The sequence below is a fragment of the Candidatus Enterococcus murrayae genome (assembly GCF_017315985.1).
GTDB lineage: Bacteria > Bacillota > Bacilli > Lactobacillales > Enterococcaceae > Enterococcus_A > Enterococcus_A murrayae.
Window position 1 is genome coordinate 20,124 of record NZ_JAFLVR010000060.1, and the last position, 21,613, is coordinate 41,736.

Here is a 21,613-nt window from a genome sequence, read left to right on the forward strand (position 1 = left end):
CGAGGTTAAATATTAACTGTACCGAAGACAGTAGGTGGCGCAAGTCTTAATTTCCTACCGAGGACGTTTATTGAGAACATTCAATAGTCCCTCTATGTCTACGGTGGCATAGGGTATTTTTTTGCTTTTTGCAAAAAGATTCTCTTCCATCAAAATCAGGAGGTGAAATATATAATGAGTGAAGTAGCAATCGCTAAAAAAGCCGCTATCGTTGAGGAAGTCACTGAAAAATTCAGCGCAGCAGCTTCAGCCGTTATCGTCGATTACCGTGGTTTAACTGTAGATCAAGTGACTGAATTACGTAAACAATTACGCGACGCTAACATTGAAATGAAAGTTATCAAAAATTCTATCTTAGTTCGTGCAGCTGAAAAAGCTGGTTTGAATGGATTAGAAGAAGTCTTCACAGGACCTACTGCTGTAGCGTTCAGTAACGAAGACGTTGTTGCCCCAGCTAAAATTATCGACGAGTTCGCTAGTAAAGCTGACAAACTAGAAATCAAAGGCGGTATCATTGAAGGAAAAGTAGCTTCTATCGAAGAAATTACTGCTCTTGCAAAACTACCGAACCGCGATGGACTTCTTTCTATGCTATTATCTGTTCTTCAAGCGCCAGTCCGCAACGTGGCTTACGCTGTGAAAGCAGTCGCAGAAAAAGAAGAAGAAGTAGCTTAATTGCTGCATAATATAAAATAAAAAACTTACCTAAACGGAGGAAATTTAAAATGGCATTGAACATTGAAAACATTGTCGAAGAACTTAAAGGCGCGACAATCTTAGAATTAAACGACTTAGTTAAAGCTATCGAAGACGAATTTGGCGTAACTGCTGCTGCTCCTGTAGCTGCTGCTGGCGCTGCTGCAGGTCCTGCTGCTGAAGAACAAACTGAATTTACAGTTGAATTAACAGCTGTAGGTGACCAAAAAGTTAAAGTTATCAAAGCAGTTCGTGAAGCAACTGGCTTAGGCTTGAAAGAAGCTAAAGCTGTAGTTGATGGCGCTCCTGCACCAGTTAAAGAAGATGTATCTAAAGAAGACGCTGAAGCACTTAAAGCTGCTTTAGAAGAAGTTGGCGCATCTGTAACATTAAAATAATCATTTTTGATTATTCAAACAAGGATCTGATTTCAGATCCTTGTTTTTTGTATTTTTTAGATAAATAAAATCCCGAGCAAATGACACTTGTTCGGGATTATTTTTTTATTCTATTGTAGTACTTCTAGCATGACATCTGTTTCGTTCTCAGAAACATTTCCAGCATAATTCGGGGTCGCTAAGGATAAGCCGCCTTGCTTGTTATGGAATAAATAGAGATCTCCGGATTGATTATTTGAATTGAATGTGCCAGAGAGTTGGTCACCAATAGAAAGCTTCGTGCTTACTATAACCGTGCGGATTTCATTCGTATGAGCTGAAAAAAATCGAATAGTTTTAGCTGGTATATTTTGCATTGAGAGAGTGTAAATGGCTTCGTTTGAAGTGTCGACATTAAAAGTAATCTGGTCAGTGTTTGTGTTGATATTTATCGAATCTGGTACATTCATTCCATTAAAATAGAAAGTTGCATAACCACCAAACTCACTGCTTGAGACTGTATCAGCAGTTTGCTGTTCAGTCGGTGAGGTAGAGGAATGGTTGGATGATGATAAAGAAGAGGTTTGTGTGCTACTTGATAGATCTTCGTAAGGTGTTGAACTTTCTTCAATAGTTGAATCACTAATTGGTGTATCTGTTGAATTATCTGATGAATCACTATGACATCCCGCTAGTAAAAAAGATGCAGCTAAGCAGATCATAAAGATTTTTTTCAATGACAATTCCTCCTTTGGAATAAATTATAGCAAAATAACAGCCTTTTGTAATCGGTTACAAAAACTTGTTGGCTTGCATATCAGAATGCTTGAATCAAGCAATCCGATTTTTTTGTGAGCAATATCTTTGTATACTTAATTGATAACGCGTAGACTATTAATCAAGAAGAAGAAAAGGACTGATTTATTTTGAAGAAAATGTATGAAACAGCGATGATCAATCACGGTGGGCGTACTGGTGATGTACAGGCACCGAACGGAAGTATGAAAATGAAGATTGAGCCACCTTCAATTCATGCGGAAGGAACGAATCCAGAACAACTATTTGCAGCTGGTTATGCTTCATGTTTCAACGGTGCAGTTCATCATATGCTAAAAGAGCATAATTTAGAATCTGATGCGGAAGTTAAAGCACGTGTCTCATTGTATCAGCTTGATGATGGCGGCTATCAAATCGGAGTGATTCTAGAAACGTCACTGCCGGGAGTCGAAAAAGAAGAAGCACAGAAGATCGTTGAAGAAGCACATGAGTTCTGTCCATATTCAAAAGCAACACGCGGAAACATCGATGTAGAAGTTGAATTGGTATAGTTGGTAAAACCCTCAAATTTTTTGAGGGTTTTTCTTTTCAGTGGTTTTCATCATAATATGAAAATTAATGAAAATGACAAATTGAAGATGATGATAGCACTCGTTATCCAAAAAAATATTTTTGTCAATTAGCAAAAAAGAGAGGAAAATAAGAGAAATTGCATATCACTTTACAAAAAAAGAAGAGTTAAATAAACTGAAAACTCAATCATTTTGTAAAGGATGTGCAATGAAAATGAAAAAATATTTAGCAGAATTTCTAGGTACCTTTATGCTTGTTTTTCTTGGAACTGGTACAGTGGTTGTTGCTAAAGGTGATACGTTAACAATTGGTTTAGCGTTTGGTTTAGCGATCACGATCATGGCTTATGCAGTGGGAGGTATTTCTGGAGGAAACTTCAATCCAGGCGTATCCATTGCAATGATGATCAATAAGCGTTTAGAAGTAAAAGATGGGATATTTTATATTATCGCCCAAGCATTAGGTTCAATCGCAGCTTCAGCTATTTTATATGTTTATATTCATGCGTTAAAATTACCTAGCGACGGCTTTGGCCAAAATGATTTTCCTGCTATCAGTGCGGCTCAAGCATTTGGTGTAGAAACATTGATCACATTTCTATTTGTATTCGTAATTTTAATGGTTACTAGCAAAAAATACGGCAATGCACAAATGGCTCCACTTGCAATTGGTGTTACATTAGCGTTCTTGATAATAGTAGCGTTAAATTTGACTGGCGGCTCATTAAATGCAGCCCGCAGCTTGGGTCCAGCAATTTTTGCTGGCGGTAGTGCACTCTCTCATTATTGGGTCTACTTGTTAGCTCCAACATTGGGAGCCATTATCGCTGCGTTTGCTGCTAAGTTTATGGGTAGCGAAGAAAAATAAATTTTTTACTGGGATGGACGTTAGACTCATCCTACACTGTAGACAAATCCGGATTGACTTTCAACAAGCGAGAGTCAATCCGGATTTTTTTAAATGAAATGAGAAATATAGGTGATAGCACAAAGAAGCAGAACCTCGTTGTTCTGCTCCTTTATTATTTGAAAGATGATTAAAATGTTTTTTCGATTTTCGAACGATAATAGATAGAGTAACCAACGACGAAAAGATAAGCGATCACCATCGGAATTAAGATATTAAAGGAAGTACCCATCAGTGAAAAGGTTAATAATAAAGCTGCGTACACATACAGCATCATATCGAAACCTTTGGCTTTTGCCATATTTCCAATCATAACGTTTCGTTCATCCTTCGTATCGATTTCAATCTGCTTAGCCAGTTTAGGATTGTTTTCAATCGATTTTTTACTTAAATATTCTCCAAGACCATTTCCAAATAACCCGCATCCTAAACCAATACAAAGATAGGGCAGAGTTCTCAAATTATTATGCGGATCCTCGATGACTTTTATCAAGTAAAAACCTACAAGTATTAATACTATGCCAAACAGGATAATAAACAAATCTTTTGTTTTTTTCATTGTTCTTCCTCCTCATAAATAAATATCTCTTCGATCGTCATATTGAAATACTTGGCAATTTTAAATGCTAATAAAATAGATGGATTATACCGATCATTCTCCAAAGATCCGATCGTCTGACGGGATACTTCTAGGGCAGCAGCTAAATCTTCCTGTTTAATGCCTTTTTCCTTGCGAATTTTTTCTAAACGATTTTTCATGTGGACCTCCCGAAGGAAAGTTTACTTTCCATCTATAGTATAAATGGAACCGTCATATATGTAAAGCGTACTTTCCTTTTTTGGACAAAATACCTAAAAAACAGCCGAATCAATACACTGTACGAATCCGGCTGTTTATCTATAACAGTTCGCTAACTGTATCAGCTTGTTTTTTACGATAGCTGATGAGGATAATGAGATATACACATGCAGTGAAAAGCGTTACTCCGATCGGGTTATTCATAAGAATTCCCACGAAAATCAATCCTAATACTAGAATGACTAGTCCGCTAAAAAATTGTTCCACTTTGCTTCCTTTTTTCAATGCTAAGACAAATGCTGCTATGCTGATCAACAGCCAAGTCAATAATACAGAGTATGACAGTGAGCCAACTAAATAGTTGAATAATTTATTCCCTAGGAAATAGGACAAGACGACTCCAAGATACAGTGTACCGGTACAAAATAATACTGCTCGTTGCGGAACCTGATGTTTGTTTAAAGCAGCAAGCTTAGAGGTGAAGCCGTTATTATTTTTTACACGGAAGTACAATGTTCGAGAGGAAGCATAGACACCAGAATTAATAGAAGAAAATAGAGCCAATACAATAACGAAATTCACAATATCCGTAGCAAAGGGAATATGCATTTTTTGAAAGACCATTACAAATGGACTAGCAGTTGTTGCAGCTAAGGTATCCCAACGGTAAATGATCAAAAGCAAAGCCATTGGTACGATATAAAATGAAATGATTCTGCCCATAACGCCTTTGATAGCTTTTGGAATAGCTGTTTTAGGATCTTCTGCTTCACTGACTGTAATAGCAATTAGTTCAGAACCGCCGTAAGAATAAATTACAACTAAAAGAGAATTTACCAGTCCGTGAAGACCATGGGGAGTAAAGCCGCCATGGCTGTTCATTCGAGAAATGGTATCAATAAAGCCGATAGCAATGATTTCATGTCCAACGAGATAAGCGCTAAAAATAATCAAGACAATGATGACAGCAATTTTAATAAATGCCAGCCAATACTCTGTTTCGGCGAATAGACGAACGGAGTATAAATTGATAACCGTCGTTAATATTGCCAAAATCAACACGAAGATCCAAGAAGGGATATGTGGAAACCATAATTGCATAAAGCTAGCGGCAGCTACTGCTTCTGCAATAATATTAATCATCCATAGTGACCAGTACAGCCAATCAATAAAATCCGCCGTACGTTCACCAAGAAAGGGTTTAATGATCCCAGAAAGACCTTGAACATTGTCACTGCTTAATACTAAACGGCCTAACCCATTCATAACGATGAAAAGTACCAAGCCGCCAAGCAGAAAAGCAAGAATGACGGAAGGGCCGGCGATCCCAATTGCCTCCCCGCTTCCTTTGAATAGGCCGGCACCGATTGCTCCACCAAGTGCCAGCATCATAATGTGGCGAGAAGTCATTTGTTTCTGTAATTTATTTTCCATAGAGATGCCTCATTTCTAAATAGAGAGAATAGTATGTAGATTTAAAATATTCTGATAATTATTTGTCCATAATAGCAGAATGTTCTGACAATTCAATTATCGTGAAAAACTTTTCATACTGTTTTCACCAAAAAGCTATAATCCCATAGTGTTTGTTATATTAAGATAATTTTTTTCTTCTTTTTGACGATAACAAGCTAAAAAATAAAATTCATTAATCAATTAAGATAAAAGTCTTCCTTTAATAGTAAAAAAATGTTTTTTAGCTTCAGAAATTTCTTTGTTCAAGAAATTTTTGAAGTGCGCTGAATATTTGCGTATAATCCCGTTGTAATAGTGTTTTGAGCAATTATTTTAGAAAATACAGGCGATAACTGAGCAGAATAATAGAAAAAAATGAAGCTTATTTGTAACATGATAATGTAATTATTTTATATAGAAAGAGGGAGAGAAGAATGAGTTGGTTATGGACATTAATCATTGGTGCATTGATCGGTGTGATTGCGGGTGCGATTACTAAAAAAGGCGGTTCAATGGGCTGGATAGCAAATATTGTTGCTGGTTTAGTCGGTTCTGCAATTGGTCAAGCGTTACTTGGCTCATGGGGCCCTAGCTTAGCAGGCATGGCACTGGTTCCTTCTATTATTGGTGCCGTCATTGTTGTTGCAGTGGTTTCATTCTTTATTGGAAGAAAGTAGAAATTATTCCTGATAAAAAAAGCGCCTAGGCGCTTTTTTTATTTTGCTTCTAATAGCTCTTCTTTAGCATGAATCAATTGAGTCAAAAAGGCACAGTAGGGTGTACTGATTTGGTAATTCATTCCTTTTTGCCAAACAGCTCCATTAATATAGTCAATCTCGGTTTTTCGATGGTTACGAATCAGGTCTTGGTACATAGAAGGAAAATGCAACCCCTGAGCTTTAACATCATAAGTAGCTTCAATTGCTTGTATCACTTGTGGTTGATCAAGTATAATTCCCTCTACTTCAGCCACCGAGGCGAATTCTCCTACAATTGTTTCAATCAAGTCTCCAGCAATACTCAATGAACCAAAGTCGGCGATGTTGCAATCCAAGATGGTACATAAGCCATTTAAAGTTCCATTGATGCATGCTTTTTTCCAAATGGAGTAACGTACATTATTGCTGTAGACCGGGTTTAGCCCTGCTTTTTGGAAAACCTCTAATACCTCTAGCGTGAAAGCTTTCCCTGATGGGTCTAAATTTTCCATCTCAATACTGCCTGTTCCAACTAAACTTGCGTGTCCAGGCCCTGCAAGTCCTGCAGTCCAAGTTGTTGTCCCAAAAATAATATTTTCTCTTGGAATAAATTCTGACAAGGTTTCATCATGACCTAAACCATTTAATAGACAAAAGACGAAGGTTTTTTCACTGATAATTGGTTGAATATCTTGAAACATTGCTCTGAGCTGCATGGATTTAGTTAGTGCAACAACTAAATCAACACTAGTATGGTCTTCTACGATTTCTTCTGGTGAATAAATTGGCAGGTGAGCCACTACCTTATGATCCTCAAACTCGCCAATTAAGCCGTTTTCTCGAATAGCCTTGATATGATCAGGCCAACGATCGATCAGAATCACTTCATTACCTGCCTGATGGAGCATCAATCCGATGCGACTCCCCATGGCACCTGCTCCAGCAATTGCAATTTTCATATAGACGGATCCCCTTTCCAGTTCCATTAAACAGTATACATAAAAAGAGGAAAAAAACCGGAATACTTGCTCATTTAAGAAATGTAATTTCATGCGAATGTATTTAATCGTGAAATGTTGTTGCATTTTCTGCTGTTAGCGTTTATAATCATCTCGTAAAGATGAAATGGTTTTCATTTAGCAGGTATTGTTTGGAATGAGAGGGAGGAAGCAGATGTTTGGATTTTCAATATTCTTAAATGAAGGTTTAACCAATGAAACCAAAAAGTATATAGAAGAAATGGCGCAAAATGGATTTTCTGGTATTTTTACTTCTTTGCATATTCCAGAAGATGATGCCGCTCAATATCGTAAGCGCTTGACGGACCTTGGCTCTGTTGCAAAAGAGCATCACTTGGAGCTGATGGTAGATATTTCAGGTGAAGCTTTAGAACGAGCAGGATTTTCTTTTGATCGAGCAGACGAGCTTATTGAGATCGGCGTAACTGGGTTAAGAATGGACTATCACATTAGCAACAATCAAATCGCCAGGCTGTCACAAAAAATGCCAATTGCTTTGAACGCTTCGACAATTACTGATGGAGATATTAAGGAATTGCAGGAGGCTGAAGCAAACTTCAAACATTTGGAAGCTTGGCACAACTACTATCCGAGACCTGAAACAGCAATAGATAAAAACTGGTATCGCCAAAAAAATCAATGGTTGAAATCATATGGATTTACAATCCAAGGCTTTGTTCCTGGAGATGATAAATTGCGAGGCCCTTTATTCAATGGTTTACCTACATTAGAAGAGCATCGTGGAATGCATCCCTTAGCGGCAGCGCTAGATTTACTAGAAGATACGGATAAAGTATACATCGGAGATAGCGGGTTATCGAAAGAAGTATTGAAGCAATTTTCTTTGTATCTAAAAGAAGAAAAGATAAAGCTGAATGTCAAAGAGCTCGATAAGCAGGTCGAATATGTTTTGGGAGATCACATCAATCGTCAAGATGAGGCTCGTGATGTGATTCGCAGTGCAGAAGCGCGGTTTAAAGACATTCCGAATATCGAACCGTTACCAGTCAGGAAACGAGATTTAGGGGCAGTTACGATTGATAACAAGAACTATTTGCGATATATGGGTGAGATTCAGGTGGTTAAGCAATGTTTGCCAGCCGATGAAAAGGTGAATGTCGTCGGACAGGTAATAGAAAAGGATCAAGCATTGATTAAACATATAAAAGCAGGACAGAAATTTAGTTTAGAGAGTGTGGAAAAGAATGATTAATTTAGAAAACTTAACGACAGAGCGACGAAATGAAACAACTTTTGGCCTAGATGAAATGAGTGTTGCAGAAGCTGTAAAACTGATGAATCATGAGGACCACAAAGTACCGGATGCGGTCGCGGAACAATTACCTCAAATTGAAAAAGTCGTTAAAGCGACCATCTCGGCCTTTAAAAAAGGTGGTCGATTAATTTATATGGGTGCTGGAACCAGCGGACGTCTAGGTGTATTAGATGCAGCGGAATGTGTGCCGACTTTTGGAGTCGAGCCTGAAATGGTTATTGGTCTAATAGCTGGCGGCGAACAAGCCATGACTGTCGCAGTGGAAGGTGCGGAAGATGACGCTGAATTAGGGGCGCAAGATTTAAAAGAGTTGCATTTAAATGAAAATGATATGGTTATTGGAATTGCAGCAAGCGGACGCACGCCTTATGTAATTGGCGGATTAGACTATGCTCGTGCAAATGGCGCAGCAACAGGAACGATTTCCTGCAACAAAGGAGCCGAAATCAGTAAGCATGCTGAATTGCCAATTGAAGTCGATTGCGGACCCGAGTTTTTGACAGGATCTACTCGTTTGAAATCAGGGACAGCTCAAAAATTGATCTTAAATATGATTTCGACGATCAGCATGATTGGAATCGGAAAAGTTTATAACAATTTAATGGTAGATGTAAAGCCTACCAATGAAAAGCTTGTTGAACGTTCAAAACGCATAATCATGCAAGCAACAGAAGCTGACTATGAGACAGCCGCTTATTATTTTGAAAAAGCGGATCAGAATGTTAAATTAGCAATCGTGATGATTTTGACGAACAGTACGAAAGAACAAGCCGCTGAGAAATTAATCCAAGCTGATGGATTTGTTAAAAAGACAATTTAGGAGGGAAGAACTATGGCGAAAGAAGAATTAACCTTAAACCAAATTGCTAAAGAAATCTATGATGGTGCCGGAGGGATGGAGAACGTTCAGAGTGTCGTTCATTGTATGACACGTGTGCGGATGAGCGTTCGTGATGACAGTAAAGTTGATCAAGCGAAATTAAAAAGCATACCAGGTGTACTTGGAGTAGTGGATGATGAACAACTACAGGTAATCATTGGACCTGGTAAAGTTAACAAAGTTGCCAAAGAAATGGTCGACATTGCTGGTGTTGAATTGGGAGAAGAATTGCCGCAGGGTTCTGGTAAAGAAAAAGTCAATGCCAAAGCGGCTGAAATGAAGGCCGCTCAAAAAGCCAAGCAAAAAAATTCACCTCTTAAAGCAGTTTTAAAAGATATTTCTAATATTTTTGTACCAATGATTCCAGCGTTTGTGGGGTCAGGTTTAATCGCTGGTGTCGCAGCAGTTATGACGAACTTAATTACGGCTGGTACAATCGATGCTGCGACATGGCAGCAATTTGTCGATGTTTTAAACATTTTGAAAAATGGAATGTTTAGCTATTTAGTTATCTTTACCGGCGTGAATGCTGCACAAGTTTTCGGTGCGACTCCTACACTTGGTGGTGTTATCGGAGCAGTTGTTCTATTAACGGGAATGAATCCCGAGGCTCCAATCAAAAATTTATTTACAGGTGATGCCTTAGCCGCTGGTCAAGGCGGAATTATTGGAGTTATCTTTGCTGTTTGGTTACTATCGATCATTGAAAAGAAATTGCATCGAATCATTCCAGATGCAGTGGATATCATCATTACTCCAATGCTTTCCTTGCTAGTGATCGGTCTGCTTGAAATCTTTTTGATTATGCCATTAGCAGGCTTCATTTCCAACGGCATGGTTGGCGGAATCAACTGGGTACTGTCGGTTGGTGGAGCTTTCTCTGGTTTTGTATTAGGAGCGCTATTCTTGCCGATGGTTATGTTTGGGCTTCATCAAATTTTGACACCGATCCATATTCAAATGATCGGTGAAACTGGAAAAACGTTGTTGTTGCCAATTTTGGCAATGGCTGGCGCAGGTCAGGTCGGGGCTGCTTTTGCCTTGTGGATCAAATTACGCAAGGACAAGGAATTAACTGAAATGATCAAAGGCGCTCTGCCGGTTGGTATCTTAGGGATTGGCGAACCGTTGATTTATGGTGTGACATTGCCATTGGGACGTCCATTCATCACTGCCTGTGTAGGCGGTGGTATCGGTGGTGCTGTGATCGGCGCGATTGGCGGTGTTGGTGCAATTGCAATTGGACCATCGGGTGCAGCATTGATCCCATTGATCGCTAACGGTCGTTGGTGGGGCTATGTCCTTGGCCTACTCGCTGCTTATATCGGCGGATTTATTGCTACTTATTTCTTTGGTATCCCCAAAGATAAATTAGCTGAACAAGAATTGGCAGAGGCAACGTTTGAAACAGCAGAAGCAGTAAATACACCCGTCATTGCTCATACAGCAAATATCTTCACAGCAGTAGCCGCTGGTTCGGTTCATCCGTTAGAAGAAGCGGCAGATCCTGTGTTTGCAGAAAAAATGATGGGAGAAGGCTACTTCGTTGAACCGACTGATGGTGCGATTTTTGCCCCAGTGGCTGGTAAAATCTCAACTATTTTTCCAACGAAGCATGCGATCGGCATTACAACCGAAAGTGGGTTAGAAGTTCTGCTTCATATGGGGATCAATACAGTAGAGCTAGACGGGAAGCCATTTGAGGTGCTTGTAACAGAAGGTCAAAGCGTTACTACTGAAACACAGGTAGCTACAGTTGATCTAGCAGCAATCAAGGAAGCTGGTAAGGGGACATCAATGATGGTGTTGATTACCAATATGAATGATGTAGAAACACATGTGCTTGAAAAAACTGGGACAGTGAAAGCTTCTGAGGAAGTCTTCAAAGCGACAACAAAATAGAAAAATAGTAAAGAGCGGGCCAAGTCGGCACCGCTCTTTACTATTTTCACAATACGGGGAGAAGAGAGTTGCTTCTTCCAAATAGCTGTAAGATAACTGATTTTTTAGAGTGGTAATTAAAAAGTGAAAGAATCACTCGTGATGATGATCTCTTGATTCATATATGAATCAAGAAGGACATGAAAGAAATTATTTCTTCCACGTCCTTTTCTAGAAGTATTTTTTTCGATATTCCTGCACGATTGCTCTTGTCGTATATATTTTTTCAGCGTTTTCTTTGTTGCGGCTGATATAGACATAAAACAATAAATCGATCGTAATGAATTGAGCTAAGATTGAATCTGTTGCAGCGCTGCGGTATGTGGCTTCGGTAGGGCGCGAAGTCTGGAGACAAACATCTGCTAACTTCGCCAGTGGGTTTTGCCCGAATTGAGTTAAGGTAATAATCGGGATTCCTAAATCCTTTGCCGTCTCGGCCAGTGCGATTAATTCGGAGGTTAAGCCCGAATTAGATACTAACCAAATGACAGACTCCTTTTGATGTAAAATCAGCTGCGGCAGAATAGTATTGTAATCTGGTTCGCTGATAACATTTTTTCCTAAACGACTCCATTTTTGCACAATATCAGTGGCCGCCAGATTAGAAGCACCAATACCTAAAACATAGCAAAATTCCTTTTCTTCTAGTAGTGTACAGGCTTCTAGAAACTCTCCCTCATTGAATAGAGCTGTTGTTTCATCGATCGTATAGCGGGCGTTACTAGCCAATTTATTTTTTAAGCTGTGAAAGGATTCGTCGTGATCGACATCGCTGTACGTATTATTTCTGCGTTCCTGCATTGTTTCTGCAGAAAGCTCTATTTTTAAATCTGTTAGACTATTAAATCCCATCTTCTTTGAGAATCGAACGACTGTGGGTGCACTAGCTCCAGATGCCTCTGCGATTTCATTCGCCGTCATACTCGCAGCTTTTTCACTATTGTCGCGAATAAAGCAATAAATTTTTTTTTCGGATGCAGACATTTCCTTCTGCATGCTTTTCATATGAGAAAGAACGCTCATTGATTACTCCTTTTGATCTTTTTTATTATTATACCATTTTCCAAATAAAATTTATTTTTTCTATAGAACAGTGAATCAATCTTTCCTTTTTCTTGAAAAGTCGTATGATAAGAAAGAAGTCTTTTCAGAAGGAGTATGGTGTATGGCTTTAATTGATTTTATTTTGCACATTGATGCCCATATGGTGTCAATGGTTCAACAATACGGAGTGGGGATTTATCCAATTTTATTCGCAATTATTTTTATTGAAACAGGAGTCGTTATTTTTCCGTTCTTACCGGGGGATTCCTTTTTATTTGCGGCAGGGGCATTAACGGCCTTAGGGGGAGATGTACTCTATTTGCCCTATGTAATCGGAATTTGTATAATTGCTGCGATTTTGGGTGATATGATGAATTACTGGATTGGGCATACGATCGGGGTCAAAGCATTGTATCATAGTCCGATTTCTCGTTTTATAAAGGAAGATAAGGTAAGAGAAGCGGAAACCTTTTTCAATGAACGTGGAAAATGGACGATCTTTTTAGGACGTTTCATGCCGTTTGTTCGTACGTTCATTCCATTTATTGCCGGCTCTAGTAAAATGAATTGGGGCATTTTTTCAAGCTTCAATATTTTCGGAGCAATTGTTTGGGCAACCGTTGTTAGCTTAGCTGGTTATTTTTTAGGAAATATTCCGGTTGTCAGTGAGCATTTTTCTCTGATCATGCTGCTGATTGTCTTTGTTTCATTAGTACCGATCATGCTTCCTTATCTCAAACAAAAAATTCGTGCATAAAAAAGAGTTTGGAGAATTTCCCAAAAGGAATGACTCCGAACTCTTTTTCTATAGATGAAAATATAAAATTTCAGGAATTACTCTGAAACGCAGGGGAGGTCCCGTCGTACCTAAACCAGTATTAACGACTAAATTGGTTTGAGGTGTCAACGCATAGATGCCTTGATCATAAAGCTTTGATCCGAAATTTTTATAAGGAAAGATCGGAAAACGAATTTGTCCGCCATGGCTGTGCCCAGATAGAATTAAATCGAAATGTTCCAGCTGCGGCAGATGCCTGACTTGATCAGGCTCATGAACCATTAATATGGAGAAGTCAGCGTCTGCGGGACATATGGAATAGTTGGGAGTTCCTTCTTGTCCATCATCTATCCCCGTTAAGCTTAACTTATCCACCTTCATACTTTGATTATTCAACAGGATGAATTCACCATCTATCAGCATTTTTTCAACAGCTTCCTGCCCATTAGAACGGTAATCATGATTTCCTAAAATAGCGAATTTTCCTTTTGTTGCAGTGATTCTAGCTAATTGTTGACTGATTGTCGTGCAATCCCGTGCTTGCAAATACTGATAGTTCTCGATCAAATCACCAGTAAACAGAACGATATCAGGTTTTTCTTGATTTAGTTTATTAATAATTTTATCAAACCGTTTGGGAGAGTAAAAAGGGGAGAAGTGGCTATCACTAATTTGAGCGATTGTTAATCCTGTTTTTTTACCAGCATTAATAGTCAGTTGTTCATTTTTGATAATTTGAAAGTGCTTTTCGATCAATTGGTAGGTAGAGTAGCGACAATAGATCAGAAAGAGCACTAAGAGTAGACCAAAGATTAGAATCATCTATCCACTTTCTTTCTGATTTTTCGTCAGTATATACAAAAAAACGACCTGTCACAAGTTGGACAGACCGCATTTAATGATTATTTAAATCGTACGAACAGTTTCTCTTTGGATCAGATGGTGCGGTACAACTAGCTGAACACCGCTAGATTGTTTCTGATCAATTTGCTCCATCAATTTCTGTGTACCTAGACGGCCAAGATCAGAAATATCAATATCAATCGTCGTCAAGTAAGGATGGACTAACGTTGCGAAAATTGAATTATTGAAGCTGATGACTGAAAGATCATCGGGGACTTTATATCCATGCAATGTCGCCAGCTGAATCATACGTAAAGCAAAAATATCATCAATCACAACTAGTGCTGTGGCACCCGTTTCTTTGATCACCTCAGGAAATTGTGTATAGTCTTCGGGCTGAAGCATCGCTAATGGGGAGTGGGTAGGATAGCCCTTTAACATCATAGCCTCTTGATAACCAAAATAGCGTTCAAAGAATATAACTTCTTGATTGACGTTTGAAACGAATAGAATATTTTTGTGACCTTTATCGATTAAATACTCAGTCGCTTGTTTTCCAAGCAGCTGATTGTCATTGTCAACGTAAACGATATCAGCTTCTCTTTTTGGTGGACGACCAATCAATGTAAAGGGCACTTGGTTTTGGTATAAATACTCTGCTACTGGATCGTCTTTTTCAGAATAGGCTAAGATGAAGCCGTCGACTTGTTTTTGCCGGTGCATCCGGGTAACATTTTCTAACAAAGTCTCGCTGTTATTAGCTGAAGCGACAGCAGTGGTAATTTGAAATTCTGCTGCCGTTTCGTTGACTGCGTTTAATAATTCCAAATAAAGCGGATTGCCTAAGCGCTCACGAGAATCAAGCGGCGGTAAAATAACGCCAAAGGAGTTCGCCCGTTGCTTGCCAAGATTTCGCGCAGTAACATTCGGAAAGTAGCCCATTTCATCCATAATCTTACGAACGCGTTGCTTTGTTTCAATAGAAATACTAGGATGATCGTTGATTACGCGTGAAACAGTAGAAGGAGAGACTTTTGCTTTTTTAGCCACGTCTTTAACTGTAGATACCATCTTTTGCTCTCCTTTCTCATTTATAATTACTTATTCCATTGTTTTTCTAAAAATTCTAAAGTGAGTTCAGCTGTAGAAGCCACCAATGCAATATCATTACCCAGTTGTTCGGAGGTTCCTACTCCTATCGGTAATGCCCCGCTAGCTTTAATAGCAGAAATTCCTGCTTGTGCATCCTCGATCCCAATACATTCCTCAGGCTTTAGTCCAACGATTTGTGCAGCTAAAATGAAAATATCCGGAGCTGGTTTTCCAGCGTTGACCGCTGCCGGATCAGCGATGCCGTCGAAATAGTCGCTCAGACCCATTTGCTTCAATAAAAAAGGACCATTCTTACTCGCTGATGCTAAAGAAATTTTGATGTCAGCATTTTTCAATGCTTTCAGCAAGTCTAAGATGCCAGGATATACATCTTGTGGCGAAACAGCTTGGATCATTTCTACATAATGATCATTTTTTGATTTTGCTAACTGCTTAAATTCTACATCAGAAAAATCTTTTTCGCGACCGCCATAGTTGAGAATCAGCCGCAAAGAATCTTCACGACTAACGCCCTTCAATTTTTCATTAAATTGACGATCAATTGAAATCCCGAGATCATCTGCTAACTTTTTCCATGCTAAGTAATGATATTCTGCAGTATCAGTGATCACACCATCCAGATCGAACAAAACGCCTTTAAACATTTGCTTCCTCCTGTTCCAGTGGGACTGTCAGTGAATCTTCCAAAGAAATTTCCTTCCCATAGAGCATCATAGCTAAGGCAGAACCATCTTTCAAGTCGATTTTCACTTCTTCTTTATTTACGGAGACAAAGATTAGTCTTCCGCGATAATTGATATGGAAGGAATACTGATTCCATTCCTTAGGCAGCAATGGTGCAAAGCTTAAATTACCGCCAGTTGTTTTCATCTGTGCGAAGCCTTGGACGATAGTTAACCAGCTGCCTGTCATGGAAGTAATATGCAATCCGTCATCAGTATCATTATTATAGTTGTCCAAGTCCAAGCGCGCAGTTCGTTGGTACATCTCCATTGATTTATCAATCAACCCAAGCTCTGCGGCTAAAATAGCGTGGATCGAAGGAGAAAGAGAAGATTCATGGACCGTCATCGGCTCGTAAAATTCAAAGTTCTTGCGTTTTTCTTCTTTAGTGAAATGATCTCCGAAGAAATAAATCCCTTGTAAAACGTCTGCTTGTTTAATAAAACAAGAGCGTAGAATCTTATCCCAAGACCAGTTTTGATTTAGCGGGCGGTCTTCTGGAGACAAATCATTCGCTGACATCAACTCTTTGTCTAAGAAAGTATCGTGTTGAACAAAAATACCTAATTCCTCATCTGCAGGGAAGTACATATGCTCAACTATGTCTTGCCATTTCTCTTGTTCTTTTGAGGAAATAGAGACACTGGTTTGATTTTGGTGTTTTTGATAGCTTTCTAAAGTATATGATAGAACCCAAGCTGCCAGATAGTTGGTATACCAATTATTATTAATATTATTTTCATATTCATTAGGGCCCGTTACACCATGAATCATATATTTTTGCTGACGCTTAGAATAGTGTACACGATCTGCCCAGAAACGAGCAATTTCAGTCAATACTTCTAAGCCTTCATTTTGAATATAGCTGTCATCACCAGTATAAGTCGTATAATTATAAATCGCATATGCAATTGCGCCATTTCGATGGATTTCTTCGAAAGTAATCTCCCATTCATTGTGGCATTCGACACCAGTAAAGGTAACCATTGGATATAATGCTCCATTAAGTCCCTGTTGGCGAGCATTATGTTGCGCTTGCGGTAACTGATTGTGGCGGTATTTTAGTAAATTTTTAGTTATTCCTGGATCAGAAATTCCTAAATACATTGGGACAGCGTATGCTTCAGTATCCCAATAAGTTGCCCCACCGTATTTCTCACCAGTGAAACCTTTTGGCCCAATATTTAACCGTTCATCTTCACCATAATAAGTAGAAAACAGTTGGAAGATGTTAAACCGGATACCCTGCTGTGCTTCATCGTCTCCGCCAATCAAGACATCTGCTAAGGCCCAACGATTTGCCCAAGCGGCATTTTGTTCAGCTAAAAGTTCTTCAAAGGAATCGTTGTATTCCGTTAATAATGCGATAGCCTTTTTACCTTGTTCTGATTCAGGGATATCTCGACTGGTCAATACCACCACTCGTTTTTCTAATTGAATTGATTGTTGAGGCTTCAAGTCATACGTGAAAGTCTCAGAAACTTCCAAATTATCGTCCTGCTGCAGACCGATTGAAGGACCAATATGTTTCATTGCACCTGTAACTGAAAATTGTTCGATTCCAAAATTATTGGGAATTGTTTGAGCTGTTAAAAAACTGCTCTCTTCTTGATGTCCACGGCCTTTTTCTAACCAAAACATTTCTTCATAATTACTGTCTTCATTCTGTACATTGTTATCAAGCTTGGAAACGACTTTTAGTTCAGCCTCGCCAGATAAGCTCTCAGCAGTCAGTTTTATCACAGCGAGTTCTTGTTTTACGATACTCAAAAAGCGTTCAAAAGTAAAACGAACCTTTGTGGCACCAACTATTGCCACGAAAGAGCGAGTAAGAACCCCATTTTCCATATTTAACTCTAAATCAAAATCCTCAAATTGCGTGGTTGTCAGGTCGATCTCGTGTCCATTCACAAATAACTTCATTTGAATAAAATCAAGAGCGTTGATGACTTTTCCAAAATATTCCGGATAGCCATTTTTCCACCAGCCGACACGAGTTTTATCAGGGTACCAAATTCCGGCCAAGTAGGTTCCTTGATGATGATCTCCGCTATAGCTTTCCTCAAAATTACCACGCATACCCATGTAGCCATTACCTATACTAGTTAATGATTCCTGAAGACGACGATTTTCTTTATCTAGCTTAGTAGTTCGAATTTTCCAAGGGTCAATTTCAAAAAGACGTTGCACTTTTTTCATGATAGTCCTCCTTATGTTTTCTTAGCACCATCATATACGCAACCGATTGCACAAGTCAAGCGTTAGAGATAAAAAAATACAAATCAACAGATATAGAGAGAAAAACTATTTTTTAAATAAAATCGTTGAAAGAGTTTACAAGAAAAGAAATTGAGTATATAATGCAAATCAGCGAAACCGATTGCGCAAATTATGTGAATCAAAATTTAGGAGGAAGAAAGTATGAAGGGAATCAAAAAGATTTTTAGTTTTGAGTTTTGGCAAAAATTTGGGAAAGCGTTGATGGTGGTAATTGCGGTAATGCCAGCAGCAGGTTTAATGATCAGTATTGGTAAGTCCTTACCATTGATTAACGAAAATCTAGGATGGCTAGTTACCACTGGTGGCGTCGTCGAGAATATTGGTTGGGCTATCATTGGTAATCTGCATTTGCTTTTTGCATTGGCAATTGGGGGAAGCTGGGCGAAAGAACGAGCTGGGGGCGCTTTTGCGGCCGGGCTATCATTTATTCTAATTAATCGAATCACTGGCTCGATCTTCGGCATCACTTCAGAAATGTTAGCTGATCCAAATGCAATGACGCACACGCTATTTGGCCAAAAAATCATGGTCAATGGTTATTTTACGAGTGTATTAGAAGCACCTGCGTTGAATATGGGTGTATTTGTTGGGATTATAGCTGGATTTGTCGGAGCGACAGCTTACAATAAATATTACAATTTCCGGAAGCTGCCAGAAGTATTGACTTTCTTCAATGGAAAACGATTTGTTCCTTTTGTAGTAATTTTGCGTTCAGTTATCGTAGCTTTAGTATTGGCACTAATTTGGCCTGTTATTCAAACAGGGATCAACGATTTTGGTAAATGGATTGCGAATTCTCAAGATACTGCACCAGTATTGGCGCCATTCTTATATGGTACACTTGAACGATTACTTTTGCCGTTCGGACTGCATCATATGTTGACCATCCCAATGAATTATACGCAATTGGGCGGAACTTACGATATCTTGACAGGGGCACAGGCAGGAAGCCAAGTGTTTGGTCAAGATCCATTATGGTTAGCATGGGCAACTGACTTAGTCAATTTAAAGAATGGCGGAGACATGTCTCAGTATAAAGAAGTATTGACTCAGTGGACACCAGCACGTTTCAAAGTCGGACAAATGATTGGTTCTTCCGGGATTTTGATGGGATTAACTTTGGCGATGTATCGTAATGTCGACCCAGACAAAAAGAAAAAATATAAATCAATGTTTCTTTCTGCGGCAGTAGCGGTATTCCTTACAGGAGTAACGGAACCTTTAGAATTTATGTTTATGTTTGTTGCAGTGCCACTGTATGCTTGCTACGCAGTGATTCAAGGGGCTGCCTTTGCGATGGCTGACTTGATCAATTTAAGAGTGCATTCATTTGGGAACATTGAGCTACTGACTCGAGTGCCTATGGCATTACGTGCAGGATTAGGTAATGACTTGCTCAATTTCGTATTAACGAGTATTGCTTTTGGTGTATTTACTTATTTCTTTGCAAATTTCATGATCAAAAAATTCAATTATGCAACACCAGGAAGAAATGGGAATTATGAGGTTGATAGTGAAGAGGCCGTAAGTGGAACAACAGACGGAACGGTTTCAGCGGATTCACAAATCGTGAAGATCATCAACTTATTAGGTGGACCACAAAATATTACGGATGTTGATGCATGTATGACTCGCTTGCGGGTAACGGTGGCAGATAAAAATGTCGTTGGCGGCGAAGAAGACTGGAAAAAAGCTGGAGCAATGGGACTTTTGGTTAAGGATAATGGAGTGCAGGCAGTTTATGGTCCTAAGGCAGATATTTTAAAATCCGATATTCAGGATTTATTGGATTCGGGTGTAGCGATACCTTCAAGTGCGCTTCAAAATGATTCATCTGAAGTAGAAAAAGCAAGAGCAGTTTTTAAAGGAGTGCACGCTGATTTTGTTGCGCCAGCCAATGGTGAGCTGATTCCGATCGATCAAGTACAAGATGAAGTGTTCTCACAAAAAATGATGGGAGAAGGTTTCGCGGTTGTTCCAGAAAACGGAGAGATAGCAAGCCCGATTACAGGAACGATTGCTTCGATCTTCCCAACGAAGCACGCTATCGGAATAAAAACAGAGGATGAGATTGAAGTGTTGCTTCACATGGGAATCGACACGGTCAATCTAGGAGGCGAAGCTTTTGAGATCAAAGTTCGTGAAGGCGAAAAGGTAAAAGCGGGTAAAATTGTGGCAACTGCCGATTTGGCGAAGATTCGAGAATCAGGTAAACTAACAACAATGATTGTGGTGTTTACAAATGGTGATAAGATTGAAGATTATCATTATGATAAAACAGGACTCGTTTCTCGCGGGGAAACAGTTGGGACAATCGATTATTAAAGTGAGGCGAGAACGATCAAAGTACTAACCTTAAACACGCATAGCTGGATGGAAGAAGATGGTCAAAAGCAAATTGAAGTTTTGGCAAAAAAAATCATTAAGGAAAAATATGATTTTATTGGTTTGCAAGAGGTGAATCAGCTAATAACGAGTTCTGTGGCAAAGCTAGATAATCATTTTCAACCGACGATAGAACAACAGGCTATTCATCAGGATAATTTTTTGTTTTGCTTAACTGAACGGCTAAAGGAGTTAGGCTGTCACTATTATTGGAGTTGGGGCTACAACCATATTGGTTATGATATTTATCATGAAGGGATTGGGTTGTTGTCGAAGACGCCATTAAAGGTGGAAAATCACTTGATCTCGGAAAGCTCTGATCCGGCAGATTATCATACGAGAAGTCTAGTGATTGGTGAAACTAAGATTAACGGGCGAAAAATAAGAATAGTAAGTAGTCATTTTTCATGGTGGCAGGATGATGAAAAAGCCTTTGCTTTTGAGTGGCAGGCATTAGAAGAAATATTGATGGAAAAGCAAAGCTCTCTTATACTTATGGGCGATTTCAATAATGATGCTAAAATAAATGATGAAGGTTATGACCTAGTGAAAGAAAGCTCGTTGAAACTGCAAGATGCTTTTGTTGTGGCTGAAAATACAGTCAATGAATATACAGTAGAAGAAGCAATTGATGGATGGGCCGGGAATGTTGCTAAACTACGGATCGACTATGTTTTTACATCTCATGATTTTAAGGTGGAGAGCTACAAAATAGTTTTTGATAATGAAAATGAACCTATGATCAGTGATCATTATGGAGTGGAAGTAGTGATGGACTAGCATTTTGCTAGTCCATTTTCTGTTTATATGAAATTTGACTGAAAAAACCTGAAAAGTGTTTGACATTATTTTTCAATATGGTAATATCAATAACGTTGCTGAAACATGTTGATTTGACAACGAAAATAATTGTTGACAAGTGTTTTTTTGAATGTTATTATTTCGAAGTTGTCATTTAAGTTTCAAAACTTTTTCAAGAATTAATGAAAAAGTTATTGACATTCACTCGGCAACCTGTTAAGATATAAAAATTGCTGAAACAAAGCAACA

Annotated in this window: 21 protein-coding genes and 1 other annotated feature; of the genes, 11 read left to right on the plus strand and 10 right to left on the minus strand. The window is 38.9% G+C overall.

Features of this window, described 5'->3' with window-relative positions; all coding sequences use genetic code 11:
* Positions 1–3: 3 nt before the first annotated feature.
* Positions 4–130, plus strand: a sequence feature (ribosomal protein L10 leader region).
* A gap of 44 nt (positions 131–174) precedes the next feature.
* Positions 175–675 (plus strand): 50S ribosomal protein L10, encoded by a 501-nt coding sequence (gene rplJ / locus JZO85_RS19435; RefSeq protein ID WP_207110173.1) that lies wholly within the window; start codon positions 175–177, stop codon positions 673–675.
* 50 nt (positions 676–725) lie between these two features.
* Positions 726–1,094: a 50S ribosomal protein L7/L12 gene (gene rplL / locus JZO85_RS19440; protein WP_010781344.1), complete on the plus strand. Its 369-nt coding sequence runs from the start codon at positions 726–728 to the stop codon at positions 1,092–1,094.
* Between the two features lie 110 nt (positions 1,095–1,204).
* Here the strand turns inward: rplL and JZO85_RS19445 are convergent, their stop codons facing one another.
* Positions 1,205–1,810: a hypothetical protein gene (locus JZO85_RS19445; protein WP_207110174.1), complete on the minus strand. Its 606-nt coding sequence runs from the start codon at positions 1,808–1,810 to the stop codon at positions 1,205–1,207.
* A 189-nt stretch (positions 1,811–1,999) separates the two neighbouring features.
* Here JZO85_RS19445 and JZO85_RS19450 point away from each other — a divergent pair, with 189 nt between their 5' ends.
* Positions 2,000–2,401: an organic hydroperoxide resistance protein gene (locus JZO85_RS19450; protein WP_123863975.1), complete on the plus strand. Its 402-nt coding sequence runs from the start codon at positions 2,000–2,002 to the stop codon at positions 2,399–2,401.
* A gap of 235 nt (positions 2,402–2,636) precedes the next feature.
* Positions 2,637–3,290, plus strand: coding sequence for an MIP/aquaporin family protein (locus tag JZO85_RS19455; RefSeq protein ID WP_429957190.1), 654 nt, complete (start codon positions 2,637–2,639; stop codon positions 3,288–3,290).
* A gap of 169 nt (positions 3,291–3,459) precedes the next feature.
* Here JZO85_RS19455 and JZO85_RS19460 read toward each other — a convergent pair whose 3' ends face one another.
* The 3 genes from JZO85_RS19460 to JZO85_RS19470 all read right to left on the minus strand — a co-directional run bounded on the left by JZO85_RS19460 (position 3,460) and on the right by JZO85_RS19470 (position 5,562).
* The gene (locus JZO85_RS19460; RefSeq protein WP_207110176.1) at positions 3,460–3,888 is read right to left on the minus strand and encodes a hypothetical protein; all 429 of its coding nucleotides are present in this window, start codon (positions 3,886–3,888) and stop codon (positions 3,460–3,462) included.
* Entirely contained in the window at positions 3,885–4,088 is a 204-nt protein-coding gene (locus tag JZO85_RS19465; protein WP_207110177.1) for a helix-turn-helix transcriptional regulator, read from the minus strand. Before JZO85_RS19465 ends, JZO85_RS19460 begins: the two co-directional genes overlap by 4 nt.
* Positions 4,089–4,227: 139 nt before the next feature.
* Positions 4,228–5,562 carry an amino acid permease gene (locus JZO85_RS19470; RefSeq protein ID WP_207110178.1) on the minus strand — a complete coding sequence of 445 codons (1,335 nt, stop codon included), beginning with the start codon at positions 5,560–5,562 and terminating at the stop codon, positions 4,228–4,230.
* Between the two features lie 455 nt (positions 5,563–6,017).
* On the opposite strand from JZO85_RS19470, the gene JZO85_RS19475 reads away from it, so the two are divergent.
* Positions 6,018–6,260, plus strand: coding sequence for a GlsB/YeaQ/YmgE family stress response membrane protein (locus tag JZO85_RS19475; protein ID WP_016181535.1), 243 nt, complete (start codon positions 6,018–6,020; stop codon positions 6,258–6,260).
* Positions 6,261–6,298: 38 nt separating this feature from the next.
* On the opposite strand, the gene JZO85_RS19480 is transcribed toward JZO85_RS19475, so the two are convergent.
* Positions 6,299–7,240, minus strand: a complete 942-nt coding sequence (locus JZO85_RS19480) for a 2-dehydropantoate 2-reductase (protein ID WP_207110179.1) — start codon at positions 7,238–7,240, stop codon at positions 6,299–6,301.
* 214 nt (positions 7,241–7,454) lie between these two features.
* On the opposite strand from JZO85_RS19480, the gene JZO85_RS19485 reads away from it, so the two are divergent.
* From JZO85_RS19485 to JZO85_RS19495, 3 genes are read left to right on the plus strand one after another with little or no spacing between them, the layout of a single operon-like run.
* Positions 7,455–8,513 carry a DUF871 domain-containing protein gene (locus tag JZO85_RS19485; protein ID WP_207110180.1) on the plus strand — a complete coding sequence of 353 codons (1,059 nt, stop codon included), beginning with the start codon at positions 7,455–7,457 and terminating at the stop codon, positions 8,511–8,513.
* Complete coding sequence (gene murQ / locus JZO85_RS19490) at positions 8,506–9,396, plus strand: N-acetylmuramic acid 6-phosphate etherase (RefSeq protein ID WP_207110181.1); 891 nt, start codon at positions 8,506–8,508, stop codon at positions 9,394–9,396. Before JZO85_RS19485 ends, murQ begins: the two co-directional genes overlap by 8 nt.
* A 12-nt stretch (positions 9,397–9,408) precedes the next feature.
* The gene (locus tag JZO85_RS19495; RefSeq protein WP_207110182.1) at positions 9,409–11,358 is read left to right on the plus strand and encodes a glucose PTS transporter subunit IIA; all 1,950 of its coding nucleotides are present in this window, start codon (positions 9,409–9,411) and stop codon (positions 11,356–11,358) included.
* Between the two features lie 210 nt (positions 11,359–11,568).
* On the opposite strand, the gene JZO85_RS19500 is transcribed toward JZO85_RS19495, so the two are convergent.
* The gene (locus JZO85_RS19500) at positions 11,569–12,420 is read right to left on the minus strand and encodes a MurR/RpiR family transcriptional regulator (RefSeq protein ID WP_207110183.1); all 852 of its coding nucleotides are present in this window, start codon (positions 12,418–12,420) and stop codon (positions 11,569–11,571) included.
* Positions 12,421–12,562: 142 nt separating this feature from the next.
* Between JZO85_RS19500 and JZO85_RS19505 the strand changes: the two genes are divergently transcribed.
* Positions 12,563–13,198, plus strand: coding sequence for a VTT domain-containing protein (locus JZO85_RS19505; RefSeq protein WP_207110184.1), 636 nt, complete (start codon positions 12,563–12,565; stop codon positions 13,196–13,198).
* A gap of 48 nt (positions 13,199–13,246) precedes the next feature.
* Here JZO85_RS19505 and JZO85_RS19510 read toward each other — a convergent pair whose 3' ends face one another.
* From JZO85_RS19510 to JZO85_RS19525, 4 genes are all read right to left on the minus strand, one after another.
* The gene (locus JZO85_RS19510) at positions 13,247–14,041 is read right to left on the minus strand and encodes a metallophosphoesterase (RefSeq protein WP_207110185.1); all 795 of its coding nucleotides are present in this window, start codon (positions 14,039–14,041) and stop codon (positions 13,247–13,249) included.
* 84 nt (positions 14,042–14,125) lie between these two features.
* Positions 14,126–15,133, minus strand: a complete 1,008-nt coding sequence (locus JZO85_RS19515; protein ID WP_207110186.1) for a LacI family DNA-binding transcriptional regulator — start codon at positions 15,131–15,133, stop codon at positions 14,126–14,128.
* A gap of 26 nt (positions 15,134–15,159) precedes the next feature.
* Positions 15,160–15,819, minus strand: a complete 660-nt coding sequence (gene pgmB / locus JZO85_RS19520; protein ID WP_207110187.1) for a beta-phosphoglucomutase — start codon at positions 15,817–15,819, stop codon at positions 15,160–15,162.
* Positions 15,812–18,097: a glycoside hydrolase family 65 protein gene (locus JZO85_RS19525; RefSeq protein WP_207110188.1), complete on the minus strand. Its 2,286-nt coding sequence runs from the start codon at positions 18,095–18,097 to the stop codon at positions 15,812–15,814. The genes pgmB and JZO85_RS19525 overlap by 8 nt, the downstream gene beginning before the upstream one ends.
* Positions 18,098–18,319: 222 nt before the next feature.
* Here JZO85_RS19525 and JZO85_RS19530 point away from each other — a divergent pair, with 222 nt between their 5' ends.
* Positions 18,320–20,503, plus strand: coding sequence for a PTS transporter subunit IIBC (locus JZO85_RS19530; RefSeq protein WP_207110189.1), 2,184 nt, complete (start codon positions 18,320–18,322; stop codon positions 20,501–20,503).
* Between the two features lie 48 nt (positions 20,504–20,551).
* Positions 20,552–21,343 (plus strand): endonuclease/exonuclease/phosphatase family protein, encoded by a 792-nt coding sequence (locus tag JZO85_RS19535; protein WP_207110190.1) that lies wholly within the window; start codon positions 20,552–20,554, stop codon positions 21,341–21,343.
* Positions 21,344–21,613: the final 270 nt, after the last annotated feature.

Coding starts and splice junctions, on each gene's coding strand:
- rplJ (WP_207110173.1), top strand. CDS start 175: ATGAGTGAAGTAGCAATCGCTAAAAAAGCCGCTATCGTTGAGGAAGTC.
- rplL (WP_010781344.1), top strand. CDS start 726: ATGGCATTGAACATTGAAAACATTGTCGAAGAACTTAAAGGCGCGACA.
- JZO85_RS19455 (WP_429957190.1), top strand. CDS start 2,637: ATGAAAAAATATTTAGCAGAATTTCTAGGTACCTTTATGCTTGTTTTT.
- JZO85_RS19460 (WP_207110176.1), bottom strand. CDS start 3,888: ATGAAAAAAACAAAAGATTTGTTTATTATCCTGTTTGGCATAGTATTA.
- JZO85_RS19465 (WP_207110177.1), bottom strand. CDS start 4,088: ATGAAAAATCGTTTAGAAAAAATTCGCAAGGAAAAAGGCATTAAACAG.
- JZO85_RS19470 (WP_207110178.1), bottom strand. CDS start 5,562: ATGGAAAATAAATTACAGAAACAAATGACTTCTCGCCACATTATGATG.
- JZO85_RS19475 (WP_016181535.1), top strand. CDS start 6,018: ATGAGTTGGTTATGGACATTAATCATTGGTGCATTGATCGGTGTGATT.
- JZO85_RS19480 (WP_207110179.1), bottom strand. CDS start 7,240: ATGAAAATTGCAATTGCTGGAGCAGGTGCCATGGGGAGTCGCATCGGA.
- JZO85_RS19485 (WP_207110180.1), top strand. CDS start 7,455: ATGTTTGGATTTTCAATATTCTTAAATGAAGGTTTAACCAATGAAACC.
- murQ (WP_207110181.1), top strand. CDS start 8,506: ATGATTAATTTAGAAAACTTAACGACAGAGCGACGAAATGAAACAACT.
- JZO85_RS19495 (WP_207110182.1), top strand. CDS start 9,409: ATGGCGAAAGAAGAATTAACCTTAAACCAAATTGCTAAAGAAATCTAT.
- JZO85_RS19500 (WP_207110183.1), bottom strand. CDS start 12,420: ATGAGCGTTCTTTCTCATATGAAAAGCATGCAGAAGGAAATGTCTGCA.
- JZO85_RS19505 (WP_207110184.1), top strand. CDS start 12,563: ATGGCTTTAATTGATTTTATTTTGCACATTGATGCCCATATGGTGTCA.
- JZO85_RS19510 (WP_207110185.1), bottom strand. CDS start 14,041: ATGATTCTAATCTTTGGTCTACTCTTAGTGCTCTTTCTGATCTATTGT.
- JZO85_RS19515 (WP_207110186.1), bottom strand. CDS start 15,133: ATGGTATCTACAGTTAAAGACGTGGCTAAAAAAGCAAAAGTCTCTCCT.
- pgmB (WP_207110187.1), bottom strand. CDS start 15,819: ATGTTTAAAGGCGTTTTGTTCGATCTGGATGGTGTGATCACTGATACT.
- JZO85_RS19525 (WP_207110188.1), bottom strand. CDS start 18,097: ATGAAAAAAGTGCAACGTCTTTTTGAAATTGACCCTTGGAAAATTCGA.
- JZO85_RS19530 (WP_207110189.1), top strand. CDS start 18,320: ATGAAGGGAATCAAAAAGATTTTTAGTTTTGAGTTTTGGCAAAAATTT.
- JZO85_RS19535 (WP_207110190.1), top strand. CDS start 20,552: ATGGAAGAAGATGGTCAAAAGCAAATTGAAGTTTTGGCAAAAAAAATC.